The sequence below is a fragment of the Devosia sp. genome (assembly GCF_028290645.1).
Classification (GTDB): Bacteria; Pseudomonadota; Alphaproteobacteria; order Rhizobiales; family Devosiaceae; genus Devosia_A.
In genome coordinates this window covers 1-17,326 of sequence record NZ_JAQGJL010000199.1, presented here as the reverse complement: position 1 = coordinate 17,326, position 17,326 = coordinate 1, and the positions used below count along the sequence as shown (strand labels likewise).

The window sequence follows — 17,326 nt, the reverse complement described above, 5'->3', positions numbered from 1 at the left end:
CATGCCGGCCGAGCTCTACCGAACCTCTTCGGCGAAGTTCAACCCGGTATACATCAACACGTCGGCAGGGCCATCGAACTTCAACCCGATCTCATCGATCAACGGACCGACCGCCGTGTTCTGGGCGCCCGAGTTCACCTTCGCGATCTCCGATGCGGAAACTTATCTTCTGTACCGTCGCTTCGTGATGAAGCTGCGCGGCGGCAAGGTGCTGGCACGGCTGTTCGATCCAACGATGACGGCGGAGATATTCGGGGACCAGCCGCGAGGCAGCGGAGGCGCAACGCCGACGGTGAACATCGCTTTGGATGCCGAGGCTGGCGCCGAGACGATCACGATCAAGAACCTCGTTGCGAGCCAAGCGACAGCGTTCATGTCGGGCGACATGCTGGGCATCGGCGAGAACCTCTACGTCGTAGAGGATGATTGCGGCTCGGATGCTGGCGGTGAAGCGACAGTAAGCATTCAGCCGCCCCTCCGGCTCGGAGTTGCCGAGGACGACCCGGTCAACACGCTGGCTCCGACGGGGCTCTTCCGGCTCATCTCCGGCGCGCAGGATCTGGCGATGAACCTCGATCGAATGGGGCAGGCGTTCACGCTGGTGTTTCAAGAGGTTCCGGACACCGATGCTTAGCCACGACATGGCGCAGGCGCTCCGCTCGCCGAACCGCGATCTCTGCTGGCTGGCTTGGTTCGAGCGATCGACCACGCCGCTTTACTGCTGGTCGGGGATGCAGCCGATCGCATGGGACGGGAACACCTATCTCGGGGTCGGGCATCTCTACTCCGTTTCGTCCATCGATCGTGGCGACGTTCTCAGCTTCCGGACCCAGCAGTTCAGCCTCAACGGGCTCGACCCGCAGGTGCTGGCCGGGATGGAAGAGAGCGTCCGGGGGCGGGGCGCCAAGCTCTGGCTGGCGGCTCGGAACGGTGCGGGGCAGATCATCCGCGACCCGCTGCTGGTGGCTCAGATGGAGCAGGACACGCTGCAGCGCGAGATCAATGGCGACGGCACGATCAAGCTGACGCTGAACTGCTTCGAGGCTCTGCCCCGGTTCGACAAGCCGACTGGCAAGAAGTGGAGCCACGAGAGCCAGCAGGAGCGGTTCGCAGGGGACACCGGGTTTTACTACACGCAGAAGATCGCCCGCACCGGGCAGCCGATCGATTGGCGTCTGAGCACATGACCGGGGCCGTTGCGAGCGCCATCGCCCGGGCGCGCTCCGGGCTCGACTGGTCGTATCCATGCCTGATCTGGGTTTTCGACTTCGTGCGCGATGCGACGGGGACGGACTATGCCGCGCCGTGGCGGCGGGACGCCTGGGATGAAGCGACGGCGAAGGCCGTGCTGGCGCGTGTCGCAGCGGGCGGGCGGGGCGATACGGCGGTGGAGAAGGCGCTAGACCGCCTTGCCCGCGAACAGGGCTTCGAAGAAGTCGACGGGCCCCGGCAAGGGGCGGTGATGATCGGGGTCTATGACGCTGAGAACGGCGTGGGCGTGCCCGCCATCTTCGACGGGGAGGACCGCTGGATCATCTCCAATGACGGCAAGGGGGTAACGGTGACGGGTATAGCCCCAAAGCGGATGTGGGAGATCGTGCGTGAAGCGGCTTAGCCTCGCCCTGTTGCTGCTGCTCGCCTCCGCGACGGCAGCGCGGGCCGACCCGATCACTGCGGCCATCACCGGCATCGCGACCTGGTACGCTTCGATCGGCGTGGTTGGGCAGCTACTGGTCAGTGTCGCCATTTCAGCGGCGTCATTCGGTATCCAGTACCTCATCAGCGCCGCCGGGCAACGCCAGAGGCAGGGGCAGCAGGAACAGCCCGGGGTGCAGTTGCCGGAGTTCGACGCCTTGCTGGAGGTGGGGCGGGTGTACGGGACTGCCACACTGGCCGGCGGGGTGTTCTTCCATAAGACCGTCGCCGCCTCGGGTTCTTCCGTGCCGGACCGCTGGCTGTTCGGGCTGACCCTCTCCGAGGGGGTTTGCGATGGGCTGGTCAGCATCTCCATCAACGGCACCGAGTGCTTCTTCGGGCCGACCGGGGATGCCGTGACGGCGCCCTGGTTCGACGGCTCCATTGCCTATCTCCGGTCCTCGTTTCGCACGGGCACGGACAGCCAGGCGATCGATAGCATCATCTCCGGCCGGTTCGCCTCGCCGCCCGACGACTTCTACCCGGGCGACGCGGCGCGGGCGACGAAGTGGACCGAGTTCCGGCAGCGCGGCGTCTGCACCATCGTCCTCGACATGGACTACGGCAACTCGGCCGACCATCACACCGAGCTCTGGGGCGTCGCCGGCGTTCCGCAGATGCTGATCCGGCTTCGCGGGCTGCGTCAATATGATCGCACCGACCCGGCGCAGGATCCCAGCGATCCGACGACATGGACTTGGAGCGATACGGCCACGATTGCCATTGAGGACTATCTGTGCGCCGACCTCGGCGGGCAGGTGCCGCGGGCCGAGATCAACGGGACGGCTGCGACCGAAAGCATCGCCATCGACCGGGAGTATGTCCCGACGCTTGACGGCAGCGAGCAGCGCGGCCGGGTGAACGGGCTGGTCCGCTCGACCGAGAGCCCCATAGACGTGATCGGCGCCATGGCGCAGCAGAACCGGGCGACGATCTCGAAAAGCGAGGGGCTATCGAATATCCGCGCAGATCGGCCGGCCTCCGCTGTCGCCACGATACACAAGGGGCAGTGGGTTCGGGCGGGCTCGATCTCGATGCAGAACGAGCCGGACAGCCGGTCTGGGATATCGGGGATCGTGGCGCAGTTCTTCCCCGCGGCGCGCTACGGCCAGCAGGCCGAGACGGCCTATCCCGGCTCGGCGCTGGACGATGAGACGGCGGAGCGGCAGAGCCAACGCTTCTGCGACAGCGCGCCGGCGGCGCAGCGTCTCGCCTACGCGATGATGACCGAAAACGCCTTGGGGAAGACGATCTCCGGGGTGTTCGACATTTCCGTGCTGGTGGCATCCGGCAAGGCGAACCGGCAACTGGAGCTCGGCGACGTCGTCAATTGGGATGCCCCGGCTCCCTATGACGACATGAACGGGCTGTACCGGGTCGACGGGCTTTCGATCAATGCGGACTTCACGGTGGCGCTGAGCCTTTCGGGCACCAGCCCCACCATCATCAACGGCTGGTCGACGGCGCTCGAAACGCCGCTCGAGGAAGCCGCCTAGGCATTCAGGGACATCATGGCTCAGAACCCCATCCGGACCGCTGCGGCAGCCACGGCCGGCCTTGTCACGGGTACGTTGCTCGAGGCGATGGTCAAACGCTTCGGCTACGTGCTGAACGTCGGCGAGAGCCTTGTCGATCTCGACTTCGACGTGGGCGAACCACCGCTGCTGATCCACTACGCGGCGACGGGGTACGACTATTTCCTCGACACGACGGACTCGACAACGGCCGACGATGGGCTGACTTGCCTCGTCTCGGGCAACGGGCTGCGCTACCACATCGAGGAAGCCGCGGCGATCTCGCGCAACTCGGTGCTCAGCATCGCGACGGCCCCGCCCGGGTCCCCAGTGGTGGGGGATGTCTATCGGGTCGGGACAGCGGCAACGGGCGCCTTTGCTGGGCGTGATGATGACCTGGCGGTCTACACCCGGCGCGGCTGGGTATATGCCGCGCCGGAAATCGGGCTCACGGTGTTCAATGAGGACACCGGGACCAACCAGCAATTCACCGCCTCGGGCTGGACGGGCTTCGCAGTCGAGTATGCCGACGGCTCGGTTCCACCCCGGGCGCTGCTCATGGCGGCCGGCGTTGCGGTGGAAGAGACGCTGAACACGCCTCCCGGCTCGCCGGCGGCGGATACGTTCTGGCTGGTGGGCACAGTTCCGACCGGGGCCTTCGTCGGCCATGCCGGGGACATCGCTTACTACGAGAGCGCGGCATGGGCCTTCATTGACGCCTATGAGGGCGCCACGGTGTTCCACCGGGACTTCGGTTTCGAGGTCAGCTACGTCGGCGGCGCGTGGCTGGGTGGCGCGGGGTCGGACTATCAGGACTTCAGCACCGCCGGTGCGTCGACATGGACGAAGCCGAGCAAGGGCAACGTCGCGCTGATTCAGTGCTGGGGTGCTGGCGGGTCGGGACGCCGCGGATCGAACGGCAACGGCGGCGGCGGCGGTGGTGGCGGTGCCTACGTCGAGCGCCTTGTCCCTCTTTCCAGTTTGGGTGCGACGGAAACAGTTACTGTTGGCGCAGGCGGCGCCGCGCGAACGGTTGACAGCACCGATGGCCAGGCGGGTGGCAATACGTCATTAGGCTCGCATGTCGTCGCCTACGGCGGTGGTGGTGGCGTCGGGACCACAGGCGGCGGGGGCGGGGGGCAAAAGTCCGCCTCCAGCGCGGGCGCGGGCGGTTCACCCATTGGCGGAGCATCTGGATCGCCGGGCGTGGCCTCGGTGTTTGGCGGCGGTGGTGGTGGCTCCGGCACCGGGGCAGGCGGAGAGTCGGTCTCTGGTGGCGGCGGCGGTGGCGGCGGAGCGACATCCTCCCTCCAAGGCGGAGCTGGCGGCGGGTCCATGCGTGGCGGTGGTGGTGGTGGTGGTGGTGGCAATACGCCCGGCAACATCGGCGGCGTCTCGACGCATGGCGGCAACGGCGGCGCTGGAGCTGACGGCGGGGGTGTCGCGGCTACGGCCGGGGCACAACCGGGCGGCGGTGGCGGCGGCAACGAGGCAGGCAATTCCGGCAAGGGCGGCGATGGCCGCGTGCGCGTGACGGTGTGGTGAGAGATCAAACCCTAAAAGCAAGGAGGCTCGCTGATGGCGACCTTTGTGAAATACGAGGCGTTCGTCGAACATCTCGCAAATAAGATCATCGACTTCTACGGGGCGACCGACACCTGGAAGGCGGTGATCCACACCGACGCTCCAGTGGTTGCGACCGACGCAACCTTGTCCGACCTGACGCAGATCGGCGGATCGAACGGATACAACACCGGGGGTGAGAATATCACCTTCAACTCCACCCGCACCGGCGGCACGGTGACGTCGACGGCGGTGGACGTGACCTGGACGGCCGTCACCGGCAATCTCGGATCCTCGACAACCGGCCGCTATTTCTCGGCCTACGATGACACGCCGACTTCCCCGGCCGATCCGTTGTTCGGTTCGTGGGACTATGGCGCGACCTTTACCGTCGCGGCGGGGGAGAGTGTCACCCTCGACTTCGGCGCCTCTCTCGCAACGCTGGCTTGAGGAGCAGACCCATGCGCACCGCAGAATCCCGTGACATCATGGTCGCCCGCGTGCAGGCGGCCTTTGAGAAGCACCGCACATTCGAAGACTGGCGAGAGGTCGAGCCCAAGACGGGCCATATCCAGGTTCTCGTCGAGAAGCCTGTCACCAAGGAAACCTATCTCGCAGCACTTTACGAGGTCTGTGCGGCGGGCGAGCCGATCGGCCGCGCCGATGGGCTCCTGGTCGGACGGCGTGTTGCTGAGGATGCGCCGGTCCCGGACGGCAAGCGTTTGACTGCAGGTCGCGGCAAGAGCGCCTGAGCCATGCAGCACCTCGCTTGTCCGCCATATCCCGTTGCCAAGCTCGGCAACCTCATTCCGCCCAAGTACATCGAGGCGCTCGAGCAGAACCAGCTCATCGCATCGTGCTGCCGCCATCCCGAGAACCACACGCTTGAAGCCTGGTACTCCTGCGAGGCCGACCGCGACCGCGGCGTGCCTGACATCTACATCTTCACCTGCACCTGCGGGAAGAAGCACCGGCGCTTCTGCGTAGGCGGCTCCGCCGGCAGCGGTCCCAATGCCATTCCCGAAGAGCGGCCATTCTGGGAAATCAGGTAGTCAGATGAGGCGTCGCCTGATCAGCCGGGCATTGCCCGGATACGCTCGCATCCGTCGGGCGCAGTTCCGCAGCAAGAGACTTCGCGCCGCTGCCGGGAGCTTCGCGCTCACTGGCGGGGCGGCTGTTCTGCGGCTGATCCGGGGTGTGGTTCTGTCGGCCGGCAGCGGAGCGTTCCTCCTGTCAGGACAGAACGCGGCGCTGTTGCGCGCCAAGCGGGTGGCGGCGGCGCCGGGGAGCTTTGCCCTTACAGGGCAAAACGCGACCCTCAAGCGCGGGAAATCCATCGCGGCAGGGGCTGGCAGCTTTGCACTGTCCGGGCAGGACGCCGGTCTCAAGCGCGCCCGTCGTGTCACCGCCGGCGCCGGTTCGTTCGCGCTCACCGGCACGTCTGCGGTGCTCCGCAAGGGCCTCAATATGGCTGCCGCTGCCGGCAGCTTCGCGCTCACCGGCCAAGCCGCCGGGGTTCGCGTCTCCCGCAAGATCGTTGCCGCAGCGGGATCGTTCGCGCTTACCGGACAAGCGGCGACACTCAGGACCGCAAAGCGGATGGCGGCGGCCGCCGGGGCCTTCGCCCTGACCGGGCAGTCCGCGACGCTGACGTACGCGGCGGGTGGCACATTTCCCGTTGTCGCAGCGACAAACTCCAACGGCCCAACTACAGCCGCCGTTACGACGCACGCAGCTAGCCTGCCGGCAGGCATTACCGCTGGCGACCTGCTCATTGTCATTGGGCAGGGAAACCCGAGCACGGCCAGAACGCACTCCGCGTCCGGGTGGACGATCCTGTACGATAGCAATTCCACCACCGACACCTTCTTCGTGGCATACAAGGTGGCTTCGGGATCTGAAGGGGCATCGGTCACATTCACGGCTAGCGGCAACGGCTCGTATTGTGTCAACTCATTCAGGATCACCGGCTATCAGGGTGTTCCTGAAATCGCCTCGGCCCTGATTGCGAGCACTACGACCGCCGACCCTCCGTCACTAACGCCGAGCTGGGGTTCAGTGAATACGCTGTGGATTGCTTCGGGAGGCAAGAGGTCCACCACCACAGGCGTTGCGAGTTATCCGACGAACTATTCCAGCAACCAGTTGCTCGCCGGCACATCGGCCCAAACCGCCCAATTGGCTTCTGCCACCCGCAATCTGCAAGCGGCCTCCGAGGACCCGGGTGTGTTCACGTTTAACGCTTCGACAAACGGTGCGGCTGTGACCATCGCAGTCCGACCGGCATAGCAGTCAGGGGGTAGGTACAGGGATCGAAAGAGGCTGAACCGACCCCCGCCTGATCCAGTATCTCGCGGGCCGCTCGATCGACAGATGCGCCACCCAAGCCGCTAGGATGGTCAGGAGGATAACCAGCGCAGCCCAGGTGTAGCGATTGAGGCCGGGAACGGCGGCGAGGAAGAACATCACGGGTCGCTGGAGCAGGTAGATGCCGAATGAAATCTCGCCGAGCCAGACGAGGGGCGCGCTGCCGAGAACCCGTCCGGCCAAGGACTTGGGGGCCATGGCGAGTGCGCCTACGAGGCCTGCCACAACCACGCTGACCCACATCTCGGAGAATATCCGCTGGCCTGGAGCAAAAACCGGCGCGTAGTAGAGACAGATCGCCAAGTAACTGGCAGCGAGAGGGATCGCTGCCCAACCGGCTATCCGGACCATAGTGGCGCCGCCGGTTTTCCTCATGACGATGGCGGCAAGCATGCCGAGCACAAAGAGGTGCAGGTAATGCAGGATGTCGATGCGGCCGCCCTGCAACCCAAGCATCCATAGTACGCCAAGGCCGGCAACCAGGAAGGCAGCGAAGGCGGCATCGTTCTTGCGAAAGACGGTCTGGTGCGCGATCCACGCGATGAGAAACAGCCCGTAGAACTGACACTCGACGCTTACGGTCCAGACCGTCAGTCCTGCGCCCGCGAGCAGCAGATGAGGCGCTAGCTGGTCAACACCGAACTGGAACGGCGATTTCCCCAGCCAGATGTCGAGCATGACATTGGCGACAATGACAGCAGCAAAGAGCGGATAGATACGCGCGAACCTCGCCACTGCGAACGACCACGCCGAGCGCAGGCTGAAAGTCGCGGCGCCATACAAGTGCATCATCAGGTATCCGCTCAGGGAGAAAAACAATAGCACCCCGCACGCTGGCGAGATCACAAGCACCTTCGTGATGTCGCCGACGTGTCCCAGAACCACCGTCATGGCTGCGATGCCGCGCAACCCATGCAACGGCGCGATGATTTCACGACCTACCATTGCTTTTAACCCTCACCTCTGCGGCGCAACTTCATCCAATAGTGCGGCGCCAGTCCAGTGAAAAGACCAGCACCATGACCAACGCACCTTCAGTCGCGTGTCGATGAGCATCTACACCACCGCCCAGATCCAGCCGCTAGACGGCGACTGGCAGTTGGTGACGCCGCTGGTGTGGGAGGTAGGCAAGCTCGGTACCGGCTTGTTCATCGAAGCCCCGGCCGGGTTCGTCACCGATCTCGCATCGATCCCCTGGTGGTTGGGTGTAGCGGTTGGCCTGGCCCTCGGCCTGCCGCTGGGCCTGCTCGGCCTCCTGCTGGGGTCGTGGTGGGCGCTGGCAGGTGCGCTACTCGGCGGGGCTGTCGGCGGCTGGGTAGGCTCCCGGTTCAACGGCTACAGCCCCGAGATAGCCAAGGCCGCCATCGTGCACGACTTCCTGCTCTATGAGGACTGGTGCCACATGACTGCAGCCGGGGAGTTCTACAACGCACTGCGCGCGGACGGCGTGACCCTGTGGCGGCGCGTCGTGATGTTCCTCGCGGTGCTGCTGGCTAGCGATCGCTGGTAGGGCGCGCCTATAGAGCCGCCAGCAGCCTAAGCCCCAGCCACACCGCAGCGCCCCATAGCAGGACGAGCAACACCACCCCCTCGCGGAAGCGGCGGTTGGTCCTCAAGCCTCTGGCGATGATCCGAAGGTCCTCAAGCAGGATCGTCTAGCCCCCGCCGCACTCTCGCGCGGCAACGTCACCAACGTCAACGGAGACCACCATGACCAACGCACCTGCGGGGGCGGCGACGCTGCTCGACTTCATCGGCCGGGCAGAGACCGGCGAGTCGGGCCGCGAGGCCTATGACGTGCTGGTGTTCCATCAGCAGGCCAAGCTCCCCAAGCCGCTCACCGACTACACGATCGATGAACTGCTCGCGGCTCAGAAGGTCTGGGGCTCGACGGGTTGGACGATCAAGGGCAAGAAGCACCGCGGCTCGGCAGCCGGCAAATACCAGATCATCCGCAAGACCCTCGCCGGCCTGGTGGCGCAGCTCGGCATTCCCGGTTCGGCCAAATTCACCCCGGACCTGCAGGACCGCCTCGGCTATGCACTGCTGACGGCGCGCGGCTGGCAGGCCTTCACCAGCGGCCAGATCACGCCGTCGGCATTCGCCCTCGCGCTGGCCAAGGAATGGGCGTCCATGCCCGTCCTCTCCACGCTCAAGGGCGCGCAGCGGACCGTCACGCGGGGAGAGAGCTATTACGCCGGCGATGGTGTGAACAAGTCGCAGATAGAAGCCGACGAGCTCGAGGCCATCCTCGCCAGCGTAAGAGGGAAACCGGCGCCGAAGCCGCGCCCGGCACCTCCGCAAGACTTTCCCGTGAAGGGCGCCCGCAACAACGAGGTCGTTGCCCAGGTGCAGCGTCGGCTAAAGGAGCTCGGCTATACCGAGATCGGCAACGTCGACGGCGACTTCGGCGACTTCACCGAAAAGGCGATCCTGATCTTCCGGCACGACGCCGGCCTGCCGCTCGGATCGACTATCGACAGCAGTCTGTTGGTCGCACTGGCCAAGGCCAAGCCCCGAGAAATCTCCACGGCTCGGCAGGATGCTACGGCCAAAGAGGTGCGCGACGCAGCACCGGAGGCAAAAGCCAACTGGTTCACCAAGGTGGCCGGCCTCTGGGGCATGATCGGCACTGCCGCTGTCGGCTTCGGCAATTGGGTGGTCGGCAGCTTTGAGGATATTCGCGATGGTGCCCAGCCCATCCTTGACGTGCTCGGCTTCATCGACTGGTGGGTCTATCTGCTGATCTTCTTCGCCGTCGCTGGCTGGCTCTACCTCAATGGCCGGAAGGGCGAGCAGGCTTCCGTCGCGGCAGTGCAGGAAGGGGCGCGGCGATGAACTGCACCCTTCTCGACATCAGTTGCCATGCCCAACGCGCGGCATGGGCCTGGTGGAACGGCCTCGGCTGGTTCGTTCAGACGCTCATCGTCGGCGGCACGCTGGCAATCATCATCGGTGCCCTCTGGGGTTTCGCCAAGGCGGTGAAGCAGTTCGGCGGCTGGCCAGCCGTTGCCGGAGCGGGGGCGATCATCCTCGGGCTGGTGCTCGCCGTGCTGCCGAAGAAACCGACGTCCAAGCCGGCGCCGGAGGAATTCACCGGCGGCGAGCTCAACGGCGGCGCGGATGCCCGTGGCCCGTTTGAGTTCGGCAGGAAGAAGAAGCCCCGACCGACGATCTTCGATGGCCCTTGGAAGAAGAGGTCGGGGTGATGTTTTTCAGGATCGTCACCGGGATCAAAACCCACTTCGAGTCCCGCGTCACCGAGTGGTTCATGGGCCTCACCCTGACCAACTACGGGCTCGGTCTCGTCGGGGCGAACGATGCCTGGGCCAACGTCACAGCATGGCAAGGGATGACGCAGTACCTCCCGGAGAATGCCTGGGGCTGGCTCTGCATCGCCGCGGGGCTTGCCCGGCTGCTCGCCCTCGCGGTCAACGGCACCTTCGCCGATACTGCCTATTCGAAATACTCCCCGCATGTCCGGGGCATTACCGCCATAGCGTCGGCGGCCTTCTGGTTCATGGTCCTATTGTCGGTGAGCGCGGTCGCAACGGCCGGAAATCGCATCTACCCGCTGCCCCTTGCCTTGGAGCTCTGGTGCATCTTTCACGCGTGGCGCGACACCGGCAGAGCTAAGGCGGCAAGCGATGGAATGGCTCACTAGTCTCGGCATCCCCCAGGAATACACCGGCTTTGCAACGGTGGCCTTCGTGATCCTTGCCGCCGGGTTCGCTGCCTACAGCCGGACCATCGGGAAGAAGGAAGGCCCGGACCGGCCCAAAGTGCAGGAGTTCTATGCCGCCGGGCAGCTGGCGGACATGGGGCCGGTGAAGGAACTGGTCGAGGGGGTCGGCCTCCTGATCCAGCAACAGGTCCGCACCAACATGCATCTCGAGGCGACCGCTGACGCGATCAAGGGCCTCGCCAAACTCTACGAAGAGCACCTCGAAGCCCAGGCCACACAGGAAGAAGTCGAGGACCGCGCCCAGCAGCTTTTCGAACGTCGGCTTGCAGAGGAACGGCCGCTACGCCGGCGCATACCCACTCGGAAGAAACCCTCAACCGGATGAAGAGATGAAACACCCGATCATCGCTGCGTTTGCAGCATCGGCCGCCATCCTCGGATGCGCGACCTTTTTCTTGGGCACGCCCGCGCTCGCCACCCAATGCCAGGGGCAACTTGTCACCGCCTCGCACTATGGCGCGGAATCGGGTCGGCGCACCGCTGACGGGTCCTATTTCGACGGCACGCAGATGGTTGCCGCCCATCGCTCGTGGACGTTCGGCACGAAGATCAGGGTCAGCTATCGAGGCAAGTCGGTGGTGCTGATCGTAAGGGATCGCGGGCCGTTCATTCGTGGCCGGTCGTTGGATATATCGACTGCGGCCGCACGCCGTATCGGGCTGACCCATGCCGGCGTCGGGCGTGTGTGCGTGGAGCGGCTGTGATGGGCTGGCTCCGCGCTTCCGACGTGGTGATCATGCTGCTCGGGACGGCGATGATCGTCGGGATGATCCTGCTTTAGCTCAGCAGTAGACCGGCTTCGCGAGGAATTGATCCGGGCCGCGGCGAAGATGGAATAGTTTGGATACGTGACTCCCTAAGCACTGGCCCCGGCTTCCCTCAAGGGAGGTCGGGGTCGTTCCTGCCCCTACTACCCGCCGAACATCCCGCCGCGCTACCAGCGCGACGGTCGTCGAAGTGCTGGACTAAGAAGGAACTACCTGGGAACCCAGGGGCAGCAGCTCGTTGTCAGCTTCAAGGGTGCAGAGCTGCCGCCTAGGTCGTCGGACGTGGTGAGCGGAACAGTCGGCCTGCTGCTGCTCGGCGTCGGGCGCCGCGCCTGATCAGCGTAGGTCACGAATCGATTATGGTGCGATCCATTTGATCCCGTTCGCGGAGAAGATCGTCGCCACGGTACCGTCGGCGATGAGTTTGCCCAGTGAGTCGTTGATCCGCTTCAGCAGCTCGGGCCTACCCTTAGCGATGCCGAGACCAAGCTGGCTCGTTAGCGTCTGCTGGTAGGTTGGGACAATCTTCAGCCCTTTGTAATTGCCTTGCGACAGCGCGTACTCCACTGGCACGCTCGATAGTACGCCTGCCTTGACCTCTCCTTTCAGAACCGCGTCAGCGACCTCGGCAGTCGTCGCGTAGAGCTTCACTTCGTCGAGCTTGTCGCCCATGGCAATCAGCGCCGGCTCATAGAGCGAGCCCTTCACAGCGCCGACCTTTGCGCCCTTCAGGTGATCGAGTTCTTCGTAGCCGGTTGTGTCGGTCTCGAGCACCAGCAGGGTTTCGCCAGCGTTGAAGAACGGGATCGAGAAATCGATGAGCTTCAGCCGCTCGTCTGTGATCCCGAGGTTGTTCGCGATAACGTCGATCTTGCCCTCTACCAGCGAAGGAATCAGGTCGGCGACCGGGATTGGTTCGACGTATTCCACGGTGAACCCAGCGTCCTTTCCGATGGCGTTGAGCAGATCCACCATGATGCCGCTCTGCGCCTTCGTTGCCGGATCGACGACATGATATGGCGCGCCCGGTCCCGCGCCCCCGGCGGCTTTAAGGACTTCCTGCGCAGAAGCGGGCAGCGCGACTATCGCCATTGCCGCCAATGCCGACAGCACTCCTAGAGTTTTCAGTTTACGACACATGATTGATTCGTCTCCTCTTTCTGAAAAAGGGGATATCAAATGGCTCGTGGGGGCACTAGGCCGATACCGCCCGCCGGTATTCGAACGCCGGGGCGATCCGATTTTCGCCCCCCGCGTAGGGCTGCTGCACGATCGGCCGGTTGATCCATTCGCCTATGCCGAAGCAGAGAAAGCCGATGCCGATCAGACGTAGGGCCTTGTGTCCGATGGCCGTCGGTGCCGCGGCCATCGCCACTCCAGCCGCAGCTACCAGCAGTGCTCAAGATTGAACTTCTCCATGTTGTCCTACACTCCCCCGCCCAGGAAGGGCAGAAGGGCCGGCAGGAAAGGGGCAACGATCTGCATGTGGTTCGCTGCTGCAGCGATGAACTCGCCATAGGCCGCCGCAAAGAGCGCGGGTACGGTCCGCTGCTGATCCATCCGCTGAACGAGCGCCAACAGCTTCTCCAGTTCCGCCTTGTCAGCTATGGCGCTCTGGAGGGCTGACGACAGGCTCTGAAACAGAGCCGCCTGGTTCATGGTCTGCTCGGCGCGCACGTTGCCTGAGTTGCCGAAGCCGATATGTCCGGCCATCTGGTCGATGCGGCCGATGTGGATATTTCCGCCGCGTTCCGGCTCTTCGGCCATGTGATAAACTCCCTCGTCAAAATCGAGCAAGATACGGCTCACGATGCGCGCCAATTCCACGTCGAGCGCGGCCCGTTCCTCGATGGGCTTGGAGAGCAGCGGTGTTCCGTCGTGCGCATCGAACTCACGCTGGATGGGCGGGATAAGTTCTCCGATAGCGGAGGCCAATTCCTCGCGACGGTTGCCCGCGTTGTCGCCTTTGCGGGCGATGAGCGTTCGCACGATTACCTCGCCCGCCTCGCGCAGCGTCCCCGTACAGACCTTGCGCATGGCTTCAAGGTGCCTCGGGCTCCCGAGCCGCCCATCGTTGTTGAACTCGATGACGATGCTCGTGAGCTGGTTGGCGAGCGGTTCGATCCGATCCCGTGCCAAGCGAAGGCCCGTCCGAACGGCGTTGTGATACTCCCGCCGCGGCTTGAGCACCTCTCGTATTTCGTCGGTCGTGAGGGGGCGGTCGAGATTGCCAGGTAGATGCAATATCATCTGCATCACCTTGCCAGCATGACGGGCATCGTCCCGAGCTGCTCGACTGGCCGCCTCCAGAGAGGGGTAGACCTCCTGGTCTAGCCAACTGGCTTGGTTGGAAACCAGATCACCGCTGACAACCGTTACCTTCGTGGCCGCGTATGTCTCGAACAGGCTTTCTGCGTCCATGGCCCCCCGACCCCTCGAAGCGATGCAGCCTCGCCCATCACGGAGAGATGCGCAAGCGTCCGCCCCGTGAGGGTCGCCGGGGCCCATAAATTTCGCTCAGGACGGGCAAGAACCGCTCGAATGGTACCGCCTAGCCAAAACCGGCTGCGAGTCTCCACGGGGCCCCTATTGCCCCTCCGGTGGTCAGTATCCGGCGGGCGCGTGACGCAGCGGGCGCTTCATGGGCCACCAGGAAGCTGCCCGCTGCTCGGACACCCCCCGTTGCGGTGGAGAGGGGTATCGTCAGGAAAACAACTACGGCCAGAGCCTAGTGCTATTCCGGTCGAGAACCGGTTTTGCGTTTGCGGAACCGGAGCAGCAGATACCCGCCGCCAGCTGCGAGGAAGGCCAGGCCTGCCCCGGCAACCGGCCCCGTAGCCCCCACCGCATAGCCGTTGCCGTTGGCGTTCGGATTCTTGTCCACCGGCACGGCCATAGCCGGGATTGTCGTCAATGCCGAAATGGCACAGACAAGTATAGCCGCTCTGAGCTTCATCGTTACCCTCCTCTGTTGAGGAAGATATTGTCGCTTTTCGGCAAAGGGTGGGTAATTGCCCCATTCGAGCTACAGCCCAAATCGAAGTAGCTCTCCGAACGGTCGAAAAGGGCGCGGGACGGTCGCTGCTAGCGGTGCTTGCGCACCAGCCAGGCGTTCCCCACCACCTCGTGCGGCTGGTCGTCCGGGTCGAAGCCGAACCACCCGCACCAGTACCTGAACTGGGCTCGCTGCGTTGCGAAGTGCGAGTTGGCAAAGGTCCATCGCGCGAGGGTCTTGTTCTCGTCGAGGAACTCGACCTTGGGCATTCCGGGCTCTGGACCGGCGCTAACGGGCACGGCTAATCCCCTTGAGGCTGGCGTGGCGCAACATGCCGTCGCCGCGCAGGTGCTTCACCTTCGCCGATAGCCCCGGCTTCAGCCAGGTGCCGCGACGCTTCAGCGGCAGTACGGGGGCGTCGAGAGTGTTCGCCTCGGCATAAGCCCAGAAGTCCTCGCGGTCCGCCGCCTTCAGCGTGATGGAGGCATCCCCAGCGTAGTGCAGGCCGTGTTCGTCGCGTCGCGCCAGGATCGCCACTGGCACACCGGACTGCGACAGGTCAGCGCCGATCACCTCGAACTCACCCACCGTGAATGTCTTGGTCTTCAGCCACAGGTCGGTATCGCCGCTCTTGTAGCGGCTGCCGCGGCGCTTCGACACGACGCCCTCGAGCCCCATCCTGTCGATAGCGGCGAAGGCCTCGGGCCCGTCGACGCCGAGCTCCTCGCTGAAGGCGAGGCACTGGGCGGGGGCGCTTTGCAGCAGTTCCCGCAGGGCCTCACGCCGCTCCTCGATCGGGTACGCGCGCACGTCGGTGCCGTCGATATGCATCAAGTCGAAGGCCACGAAGATCAATTCTTGTGGCCGCCACCGGATGGCGGAGGGGAGACCAGCGAAATCGGAGGCACCGTGCTTGTCGGGGAGGTACACCTCACCGTCGAGGATGGCCGAGGCGCAGCGCAACCGGGCCGCGGCCGCGACGATCTGCGGATACTTGCCGGTCCAGTCCGCCCCGCTGGAACTGAACGCCCTGGCGGTGCCGGCCTCGACATGCAGCTGGGTGCGGTAGCCGTCGAACTTCACCTCGTGCAGCCAGTTCGGACCGGCCGGCGCGTCGTCGACCAGGCGGGGCTTCGCGGGCTGGATATATCGGAGGGCGGACTTCTCTAACAGCATGTCCCGAACTTAATACGGGAACGCAGGAATCCGAGTCCTTCCGCGATCACTGATTCGTTTCCTCGGAACGAGGGCAAGGGCCGGGAGGTTGAGTCGGCTTCGCAGTAACTCGAGGCGCGTTGATGCCGAAATTCCCTGCCAAGCCCCCAGCACCAAGCGTGCGCCAGACCATCGGCGCCGCGATCGAGCGCAGCCGGGCGCTCTCCGCCGACGGGCAGCCGAAGTCAGACCAGGAGGTGGTGAGGGAAATGATCGCGAAGCTGGACTTGTCGCCGTCGCTGCGGGCCTGGCTGCGCGAGCGCCATGGGATCGATGACTAGCTAGCCGTGCCCCGGCGAACTCACCCCTGTTTCGTTTGGTCTCGGGCGGCGGCCTCACGCCAGGCGGCGTCGATCTCCTCTACCAACGCTTCTTCGGCCGGCGTGCGGTTCGGACGCGCCTTAATCTCGTTGAGCCAGGCCAGCGCGGCAGCATCGGAGACCCGCCGCTCGACCGAGCGACCCGCCATGTCCTCGATTTCCTCTCGCTCAGGCATCGGTCTAGTATGACCGGCGACGCCTAGACCGCAATCCCTAGCGGCTGTTCCCACTTTGTTCACGGTGCTATGAGTCCTCACCTCAGACGATCGGAGGTGACCATGACCATAGCCGTCCAACCCAATCAGTCAGCCCGCATCCGCCAGATCAAGGCCGATCATCCCTACCTCGAGCCGAAGGACATAGCGCAGATGACCGGCGCCGACCTCAGCTTGGTGAAGGCGGCGCTCAGCCGCCCGGAGAAGCCTTTCAAGCGCAAAAGCCGGGTGCCATTCAAGAGCGTCTGATGACGACCTGGCGGAACGGCTCATTCCCGGTCTTGTCGGAGTTGGGACAGAAGTTCGTCGCCGTCGAGTGCCAGCGTTGCGACAGGCGCGGGCGCTATCGAGCCGATCGACTATTGGCCAAGTTCGGCGACGTTGCCGAGGCCGCGGTGTTCGATCTCATCGCCAAGGCGGGCCGCTGCGAGCGAGCGCTGAGCCCGCCGGCCGTCAACGACATCACCTACAACGCCGACAAATGCCAGATCCAGCGCCGCGGAGGCCGTCGCGTGCCGCCCATGCTGGCCACCGCCATGCACAACGGCTGGCGGCTTTTCGTCATCTGCGAGCGGCACCACCAGGGACTGAAGTCGGTGAAGCCGTGCAAGGGCGCGACCGAGATGGACCTGAGGACGCTTATCGCCGCCATCGGACCCGAGGTCATGCTCGACGAGGTAGGAAAGAAGATCACCGCTCCGTGCTGCGGCAGCAAGCACTTCCGGCTGAGTTGGCAGCTGCCGAATGGGAACGAGCGCTAGTTACTCCCATCGGACTTCTGACGCAAAGTGGCCATTGACGCACTCAGCGTGCCGTTCTTTGTAGGGTCGATCGCGTCGGCCTGCTGAAGCGCCCATTTCGCCCACTCGGTCCTGCCTTCCTCGAGCTCCGCGCCAAGGCTCTCAATTGAGGCCACGAAGGAACGTATAG

The 17,326-nt window shown here is 64.6% G+C and carries 26 protein-coding genes; 18 read left to right on the top strand and 8 right to left on the bottom strand.

Going from position 1 to position 17,326, the window contains the following annotated elements; translation table 11 throughout:
* Window position 1 precedes the first annotated feature (1 nt).
* From JWQ89_RS11150 to JWQ89_RS11110, 9 genes are read left to right on the top strand one after another with little or no spacing between them, the layout of a single operon-like run.
* The gene (locus JWQ89_RS11150) at window positions 2-634 is read left to right on the top strand and encodes a hypothetical protein (RefSeq protein ID WP_299640980.1); all 633 of its coding nucleotides are present in this window, start codon (window positions 2-4) and stop codon (window positions 632-634) included.
* The gene (locus JWQ89_RS11145; RefSeq protein WP_299640978.1) at window positions 627-1,187 is read left to right on the top strand and encodes a hypothetical protein; all 561 of its coding nucleotides are present in this window, start codon (window positions 627-629) and stop codon (window positions 1,185-1,187) included. The genes JWQ89_RS11150 and JWQ89_RS11145 overlap by 8 nt, the downstream gene beginning before the upstream one ends.
* Entirely contained in the window at window positions 1,184-1,615 is a 432-nt protein-coding gene (locus JWQ89_RS11140) for a hypothetical protein (protein ID WP_299640977.1), read from the top strand. Before JWQ89_RS11145 ends, JWQ89_RS11140 begins: the two co-directional genes overlap by 4 nt.
* Window positions 1,602-3,191 (top strand): hypothetical protein, encoded by a 1,590-nt coding sequence (locus JWQ89_RS11135; RefSeq protein WP_299640975.1) that lies wholly within the window; start codon window positions 1,602-1,604, stop codon window positions 3,189-3,191. Before JWQ89_RS11140 ends, JWQ89_RS11135 begins: the two co-directional genes overlap by 14 nt.
* 15 nt (window positions 3,192-3,206) lie before the next feature.
* Window positions 3,207-4,754, top strand: coding sequence for a DUF2793 domain-containing protein (locus JWQ89_RS11130; protein ID WP_299640972.1), 1,548 nt, complete (start codon window positions 3,207-3,209; stop codon window positions 4,752-4,754).
* A 33-nt stretch (window positions 4,755-4,787) separates the two neighbouring features.
* Complete coding sequence (locus JWQ89_RS11125) at window positions 4,788-5,222, top strand: hypothetical protein (RefSeq protein ID WP_299640970.1); 435 nt, start codon at window positions 4,788-4,790, stop codon at window positions 5,220-5,222.
* Window positions 5,223-5,233: 11 nt separating this feature from the next.
* Window positions 5,234-5,524: a hypothetical protein gene (locus JWQ89_RS11120; protein WP_299640968.1), complete on the top strand. Its 291-nt coding sequence runs from the start codon at window positions 5,234-5,236 to the stop codon at window positions 5,522-5,524.
* Window positions 5,525-5,527: 3 nt separating this feature from the next.
* A complete protein-coding gene (locus JWQ89_RS11115) occupies window positions 5,528-5,824 on the top strand; it encodes a hypothetical protein (RefSeq protein WP_299640967.1) in 297 nt (98 codons plus the stop codon).
* Between the two features lie 4 nt (window positions 5,825-5,828).
* Complete coding sequence (locus JWQ89_RS11110; RefSeq protein ID WP_299640966.1) at window positions 5,829-7,061, top strand: hypothetical protein; 1,233 nt, start codon at window positions 5,829-5,831, stop codon at window positions 7,059-7,061.
* Between the two features lie 3 nt (window positions 7,062-7,064).
* Here the strand turns inward: JWQ89_RS11110 and JWQ89_RS11105 are convergent, their stop codons facing one another.
* Window positions 7,065-8,084, bottom strand: a complete 1,020-nt coding sequence (locus JWQ89_RS11105; RefSeq protein ID WP_299640965.1) for an acyltransferase — start codon at window positions 8,082-8,084, stop codon at window positions 7,065-7,067.
* A gap of 103 nt (window positions 8,085-8,187) precedes the next feature.
* Here JWQ89_RS11105 and JWQ89_RS11100 point away from each other — a divergent pair, with 103 nt between their 5' ends.
* From JWQ89_RS11100 to JWQ89_RS11075, 6 genes are all read left to right on the top strand, one after another.
* Complete coding sequence (locus tag JWQ89_RS11100; RefSeq protein ID WP_299640964.1) at window positions 8,188-8,649, top strand: DUF1353 domain-containing protein; 462 nt, start codon at window positions 8,188-8,190, stop codon at window positions 8,647-8,649.
* A 200-nt stretch (window positions 8,650-8,849) separates the two neighbouring features.
* Window positions 8,850-9,977 (top strand): peptidoglycan-binding protein, encoded by a 1,128-nt coding sequence (locus JWQ89_RS11095; RefSeq protein WP_299640963.1) that lies wholly within the window; start codon window positions 8,850-8,852, stop codon window positions 9,975-9,977.
* Window positions 9,974-10,348, top strand: a complete 375-nt coding sequence (locus JWQ89_RS11090; protein WP_299640962.1) for a hypothetical protein — start codon at window positions 9,974-9,976, stop codon at window positions 10,346-10,348. The genes JWQ89_RS11095 and JWQ89_RS11090 overlap by 4 nt, the downstream gene beginning before the upstream one ends.
* On the top strand, window positions 10,345-10,803 hold the full coding sequence (locus JWQ89_RS11085) for a hypothetical protein (RefSeq protein WP_299640961.1): 459 nt from the start codon (window positions 10,345-10,347) through the stop codon (window positions 10,801-10,803). The genes JWQ89_RS11090 and JWQ89_RS11085 overlap by 4 nt, the downstream gene beginning before the upstream one ends.
* Window positions 10,787-11,209 (top strand): hypothetical protein, encoded by a 423-nt coding sequence (locus JWQ89_RS11080; protein WP_299640960.1) that lies wholly within the window; start codon window positions 10,787-10,789, stop codon window positions 11,207-11,209. Before JWQ89_RS11085 ends, JWQ89_RS11080 begins: the two co-directional genes overlap by 17 nt.
* 4 nt (window positions 11,210-11,213) lie before the next feature.
* Window positions 11,214-11,588 (top strand): septal ring lytic transglycosylase RlpA family protein, encoded by a 375-nt coding sequence (locus JWQ89_RS11075; protein ID WP_366143995.1) that lies wholly within the window; start codon window positions 11,214-11,216, stop codon window positions 11,586-11,588.
* 420 nt (window positions 11,589-12,008) lie between these two features.
* Here the strand turns inward: JWQ89_RS11075 and JWQ89_RS11070 are convergent, their stop codons facing one another.
* The 6 genes from JWQ89_RS11070 to JWQ89_RS11045 form a co-directional block, all read right to left on the bottom strand.
* Complete coding sequence (locus JWQ89_RS11070; protein ID WP_299640959.1) at window positions 12,009-12,791, bottom strand: transporter substrate-binding domain-containing protein; 783 nt, start codon at window positions 12,789-12,791, stop codon at window positions 12,009-12,011.
* A gap of 55 nt (window positions 12,792-12,846) precedes the next feature.
* Complete coding sequence (locus JWQ89_RS11065) at window positions 12,847-13,020, bottom strand: hypothetical protein (RefSeq protein WP_299640958.1); 174 nt, start codon at window positions 13,018-13,020, stop codon at window positions 12,847-12,849.
* Between the two features lie 56 nt (window positions 13,021-13,076).
* A complete protein-coding gene (locus tag JWQ89_RS11060; RefSeq protein WP_299640957.1) occupies window positions 13,077-14,072 on the bottom strand; it encodes a hypothetical protein in 996 nt (331 codons plus the stop codon).
* Window positions 14,073-14,385: 313 nt separating this feature from the next.
* Entirely contained in the window at window positions 14,386-14,607 is a 222-nt protein-coding gene (locus tag JWQ89_RS11055) for a hypothetical protein (RefSeq protein ID WP_299640956.1), read from the bottom strand.
* A 128-nt stretch (window positions 14,608-14,735) separates the two neighbouring features.
* Complete coding sequence (locus JWQ89_RS11050; protein WP_299640954.1) at window positions 14,736-14,915, bottom strand: hypothetical protein; 180 nt, start codon at window positions 14,913-14,915, stop codon at window positions 14,736-14,738.
* 19 nt (window positions 14,916-14,934) lie between these two features.
* On the bottom strand, window positions 14,935-15,822 hold the full coding sequence (locus tag JWQ89_RS11045) for an RNA ligase family protein (protein WP_299640952.1): 888 nt from the start codon (window positions 15,820-15,822) through the stop codon (window positions 14,935-14,937).
* Between the two features lie 122 nt (window positions 15,823-15,944).
* Between JWQ89_RS11045 and JWQ89_RS11040 the strand changes: the two genes are divergently transcribed.
* Window positions 15,945-16,142, top strand: coding sequence for a hypothetical protein (locus JWQ89_RS11040; RefSeq protein ID WP_299640951.1), 198 nt, complete (start codon window positions 15,945-15,947; stop codon window positions 16,140-16,142).
* 20 nt (window positions 16,143-16,162) lie between these two features.
* Here JWQ89_RS11040 and JWQ89_RS11035 read toward each other — a convergent pair whose 3' ends face one another.
* Window positions 16,163-16,330 (bottom strand): hypothetical protein, encoded by a 168-nt coding sequence (locus JWQ89_RS11035; RefSeq protein ID WP_299640949.1) that lies wholly within the window; start codon window positions 16,328-16,330, stop codon window positions 16,163-16,165.
* Window positions 16,331-16,459: 129 nt separating this feature from the next.
* Between JWQ89_RS11035 and JWQ89_RS11030 the strand changes: the two genes are divergently transcribed.
* Window positions 16,460-16,645: a hypothetical protein gene (locus JWQ89_RS11030; RefSeq protein WP_299640947.1), complete on the top strand. Its 186-nt coding sequence runs from the start codon at window positions 16,460-16,462 to the stop codon at window positions 16,643-16,645.
* Window positions 16,645-17,157 (top strand): hypothetical protein, encoded by a 513-nt coding sequence (locus JWQ89_RS11025; RefSeq protein WP_299640946.1) that lies wholly within the window; start codon window positions 16,645-16,647, stop codon window positions 17,155-17,157. Before JWQ89_RS11030 ends, JWQ89_RS11025 begins: the two co-directional genes overlap by 1 nt.
* Window positions 17,158-17,326: the final 169 nt, after the last annotated feature.

What these genes read in the sequence shown, in the direction of transcription:
- JWQ89_RS11150 (WP_299640980.1), top strand. Translation starts at nt 2, where the DNA reads ATGCCGGCCGAGCTCTACCGAACCTCTTCGGCGAAGTTCAACCCGGTA.
- JWQ89_RS11145 (WP_299640978.1), top strand. Translation starts at nt 627, where the DNA reads ATGCTTAGCCACGACATGGCGCAGGCGCTCCGCTCGCCGAACCGCGAT.
- JWQ89_RS11140 (WP_299640977.1), top strand. Translation starts at nt 1,184, where the DNA reads ATGACCGGGGCCGTTGCGAGCGCCATCGCCCGGGCGCGCTCCGGGCTC.
- JWQ89_RS11130 (WP_299640972.1), top strand. Translation starts at nt 3,207, where the DNA reads ATGGCTCAGAACCCCATCCGGACCGCTGCGGCAGCCACGGCCGGCCTT.
- JWQ89_RS11125 (WP_299640970.1), top strand. Translation starts at nt 4,788, where the DNA reads ATGGCGACCTTTGTGAAATACGAGGCGTTCGTCGAACATCTCGCAAAT.
- JWQ89_RS11120 (WP_299640968.1), top strand. Translation starts at nt 5,234, where the DNA reads ATGCGCACCGCAGAATCCCGTGACATCATGGTCGCCCGCGTGCAGGCG.
- JWQ89_RS11115 (WP_299640967.1), top strand. Translation starts at nt 5,528, where the DNA reads ATGCAGCACCTCGCTTGTCCGCCATATCCCGTTGCCAAGCTCGGCAAC.
- JWQ89_RS11110 (WP_299640966.1), top strand. Translation starts at nt 5,829, where the DNA reads ATGAGGCGTCGCCTGATCAGCCGGGCATTGCCCGGATACGCTCGCATC.
- JWQ89_RS11105 (WP_299640965.1), bottom strand. Translation starts at nt 8,084, where the DNA reads ATGGTAGGTCGTGAAATCATCGCGCCGTTGCATGGGTTGCGCGGCATC.
- JWQ89_RS11100 (WP_299640964.1), top strand. Translation starts at nt 8,188, where the DNA reads ATGAGCATCTACACCACCGCCCAGATCCAGCCGCTAGACGGCGACTGG.
- JWQ89_RS11095 (WP_299640963.1), top strand. Translation starts at nt 8,850, where the DNA reads ATGACCAACGCACCTGCGGGGGCGGCGACGCTGCTCGACTTCATCGGC.
- JWQ89_RS11090 (WP_299640962.1), top strand. Translation starts at nt 9,974, where the DNA reads ATGAACTGCACCCTTCTCGACATCAGTTGCCATGCCCAACGCGCGGCA.
- JWQ89_RS11080 (WP_299640960.1), top strand. Translation starts at nt 10,787, where the DNA reads ATGGAATGGCTCACTAGTCTCGGCATCCCCCAGGAATACACCGGCTTT.
- JWQ89_RS11075 (WP_366143995.1), top strand. Translation starts at nt 11,214, where the DNA reads ATGAAACACCCGATCATCGCTGCGTTTGCAGCATCGGCCGCCATCCTC.
- JWQ89_RS11070 (WP_299640959.1), bottom strand. Translation starts at nt 12,791, where the DNA reads ATGTGTCGTAAACTGAAAACTCTAGGAGTGCTGTCGGCATTGGCGGCA.
- JWQ89_RS11065 (WP_299640958.1), bottom strand. Translation starts at nt 13,020, where the DNA reads ATGGCCGCGGCACCGACGGCCATCGGACACAAGGCCCTACGTCTGATC.
- JWQ89_RS11060 (WP_299640957.1), bottom strand. Translation starts at nt 14,072, where the DNA reads ATGGACGCAGAAAGCCTGTTCGAGACATACGCGGCCACGAAGGTAACG.
- JWQ89_RS11055 (WP_299640956.1), bottom strand. Translation starts at nt 14,607, where the DNA reads ATGAAGCTCAGAGCGGCTATACTTGTCTGTGCCATTTCGGCATTGACG.
- JWQ89_RS11050 (WP_299640954.1), bottom strand. Translation starts at nt 14,915, where the DNA reads ATGCCCAAGGTCGAGTTCCTCGACGAGAACAAGACCCTCGCGCGATGG.
- JWQ89_RS11045 (WP_299640952.1), bottom strand. Translation starts at nt 15,822, where the DNA reads ATGCTGTTAGAGAAGTCCGCCCTCCGATATATCCAGCCCGCGAAGCCC.
- JWQ89_RS11040 (WP_299640951.1), top strand. Translation starts at nt 15,945, where the DNA reads ATGCCGAAATTCCCTGCCAAGCCCCCAGCACCAAGCGTGCGCCAGACC.
- JWQ89_RS11035 (WP_299640949.1), bottom strand. Translation starts at nt 16,330, where the DNA reads ATGGCGGGTCGCTCGGTCGAGCGGCGGGTCTCCGATGCTGCCGCGCTG.
- JWQ89_RS11030 (WP_299640947.1), top strand. Translation starts at nt 16,460, where the DNA reads ATGACCATAGCCGTCCAACCCAATCAGTCAGCCCGCATCCGCCAGATC.
- JWQ89_RS11025 (WP_299640946.1), top strand. Translation starts at nt 16,645, where the DNA reads ATGACGACCTGGCGGAACGGCTCATTCCCGGTCTTGTCGGAGTTGGGA.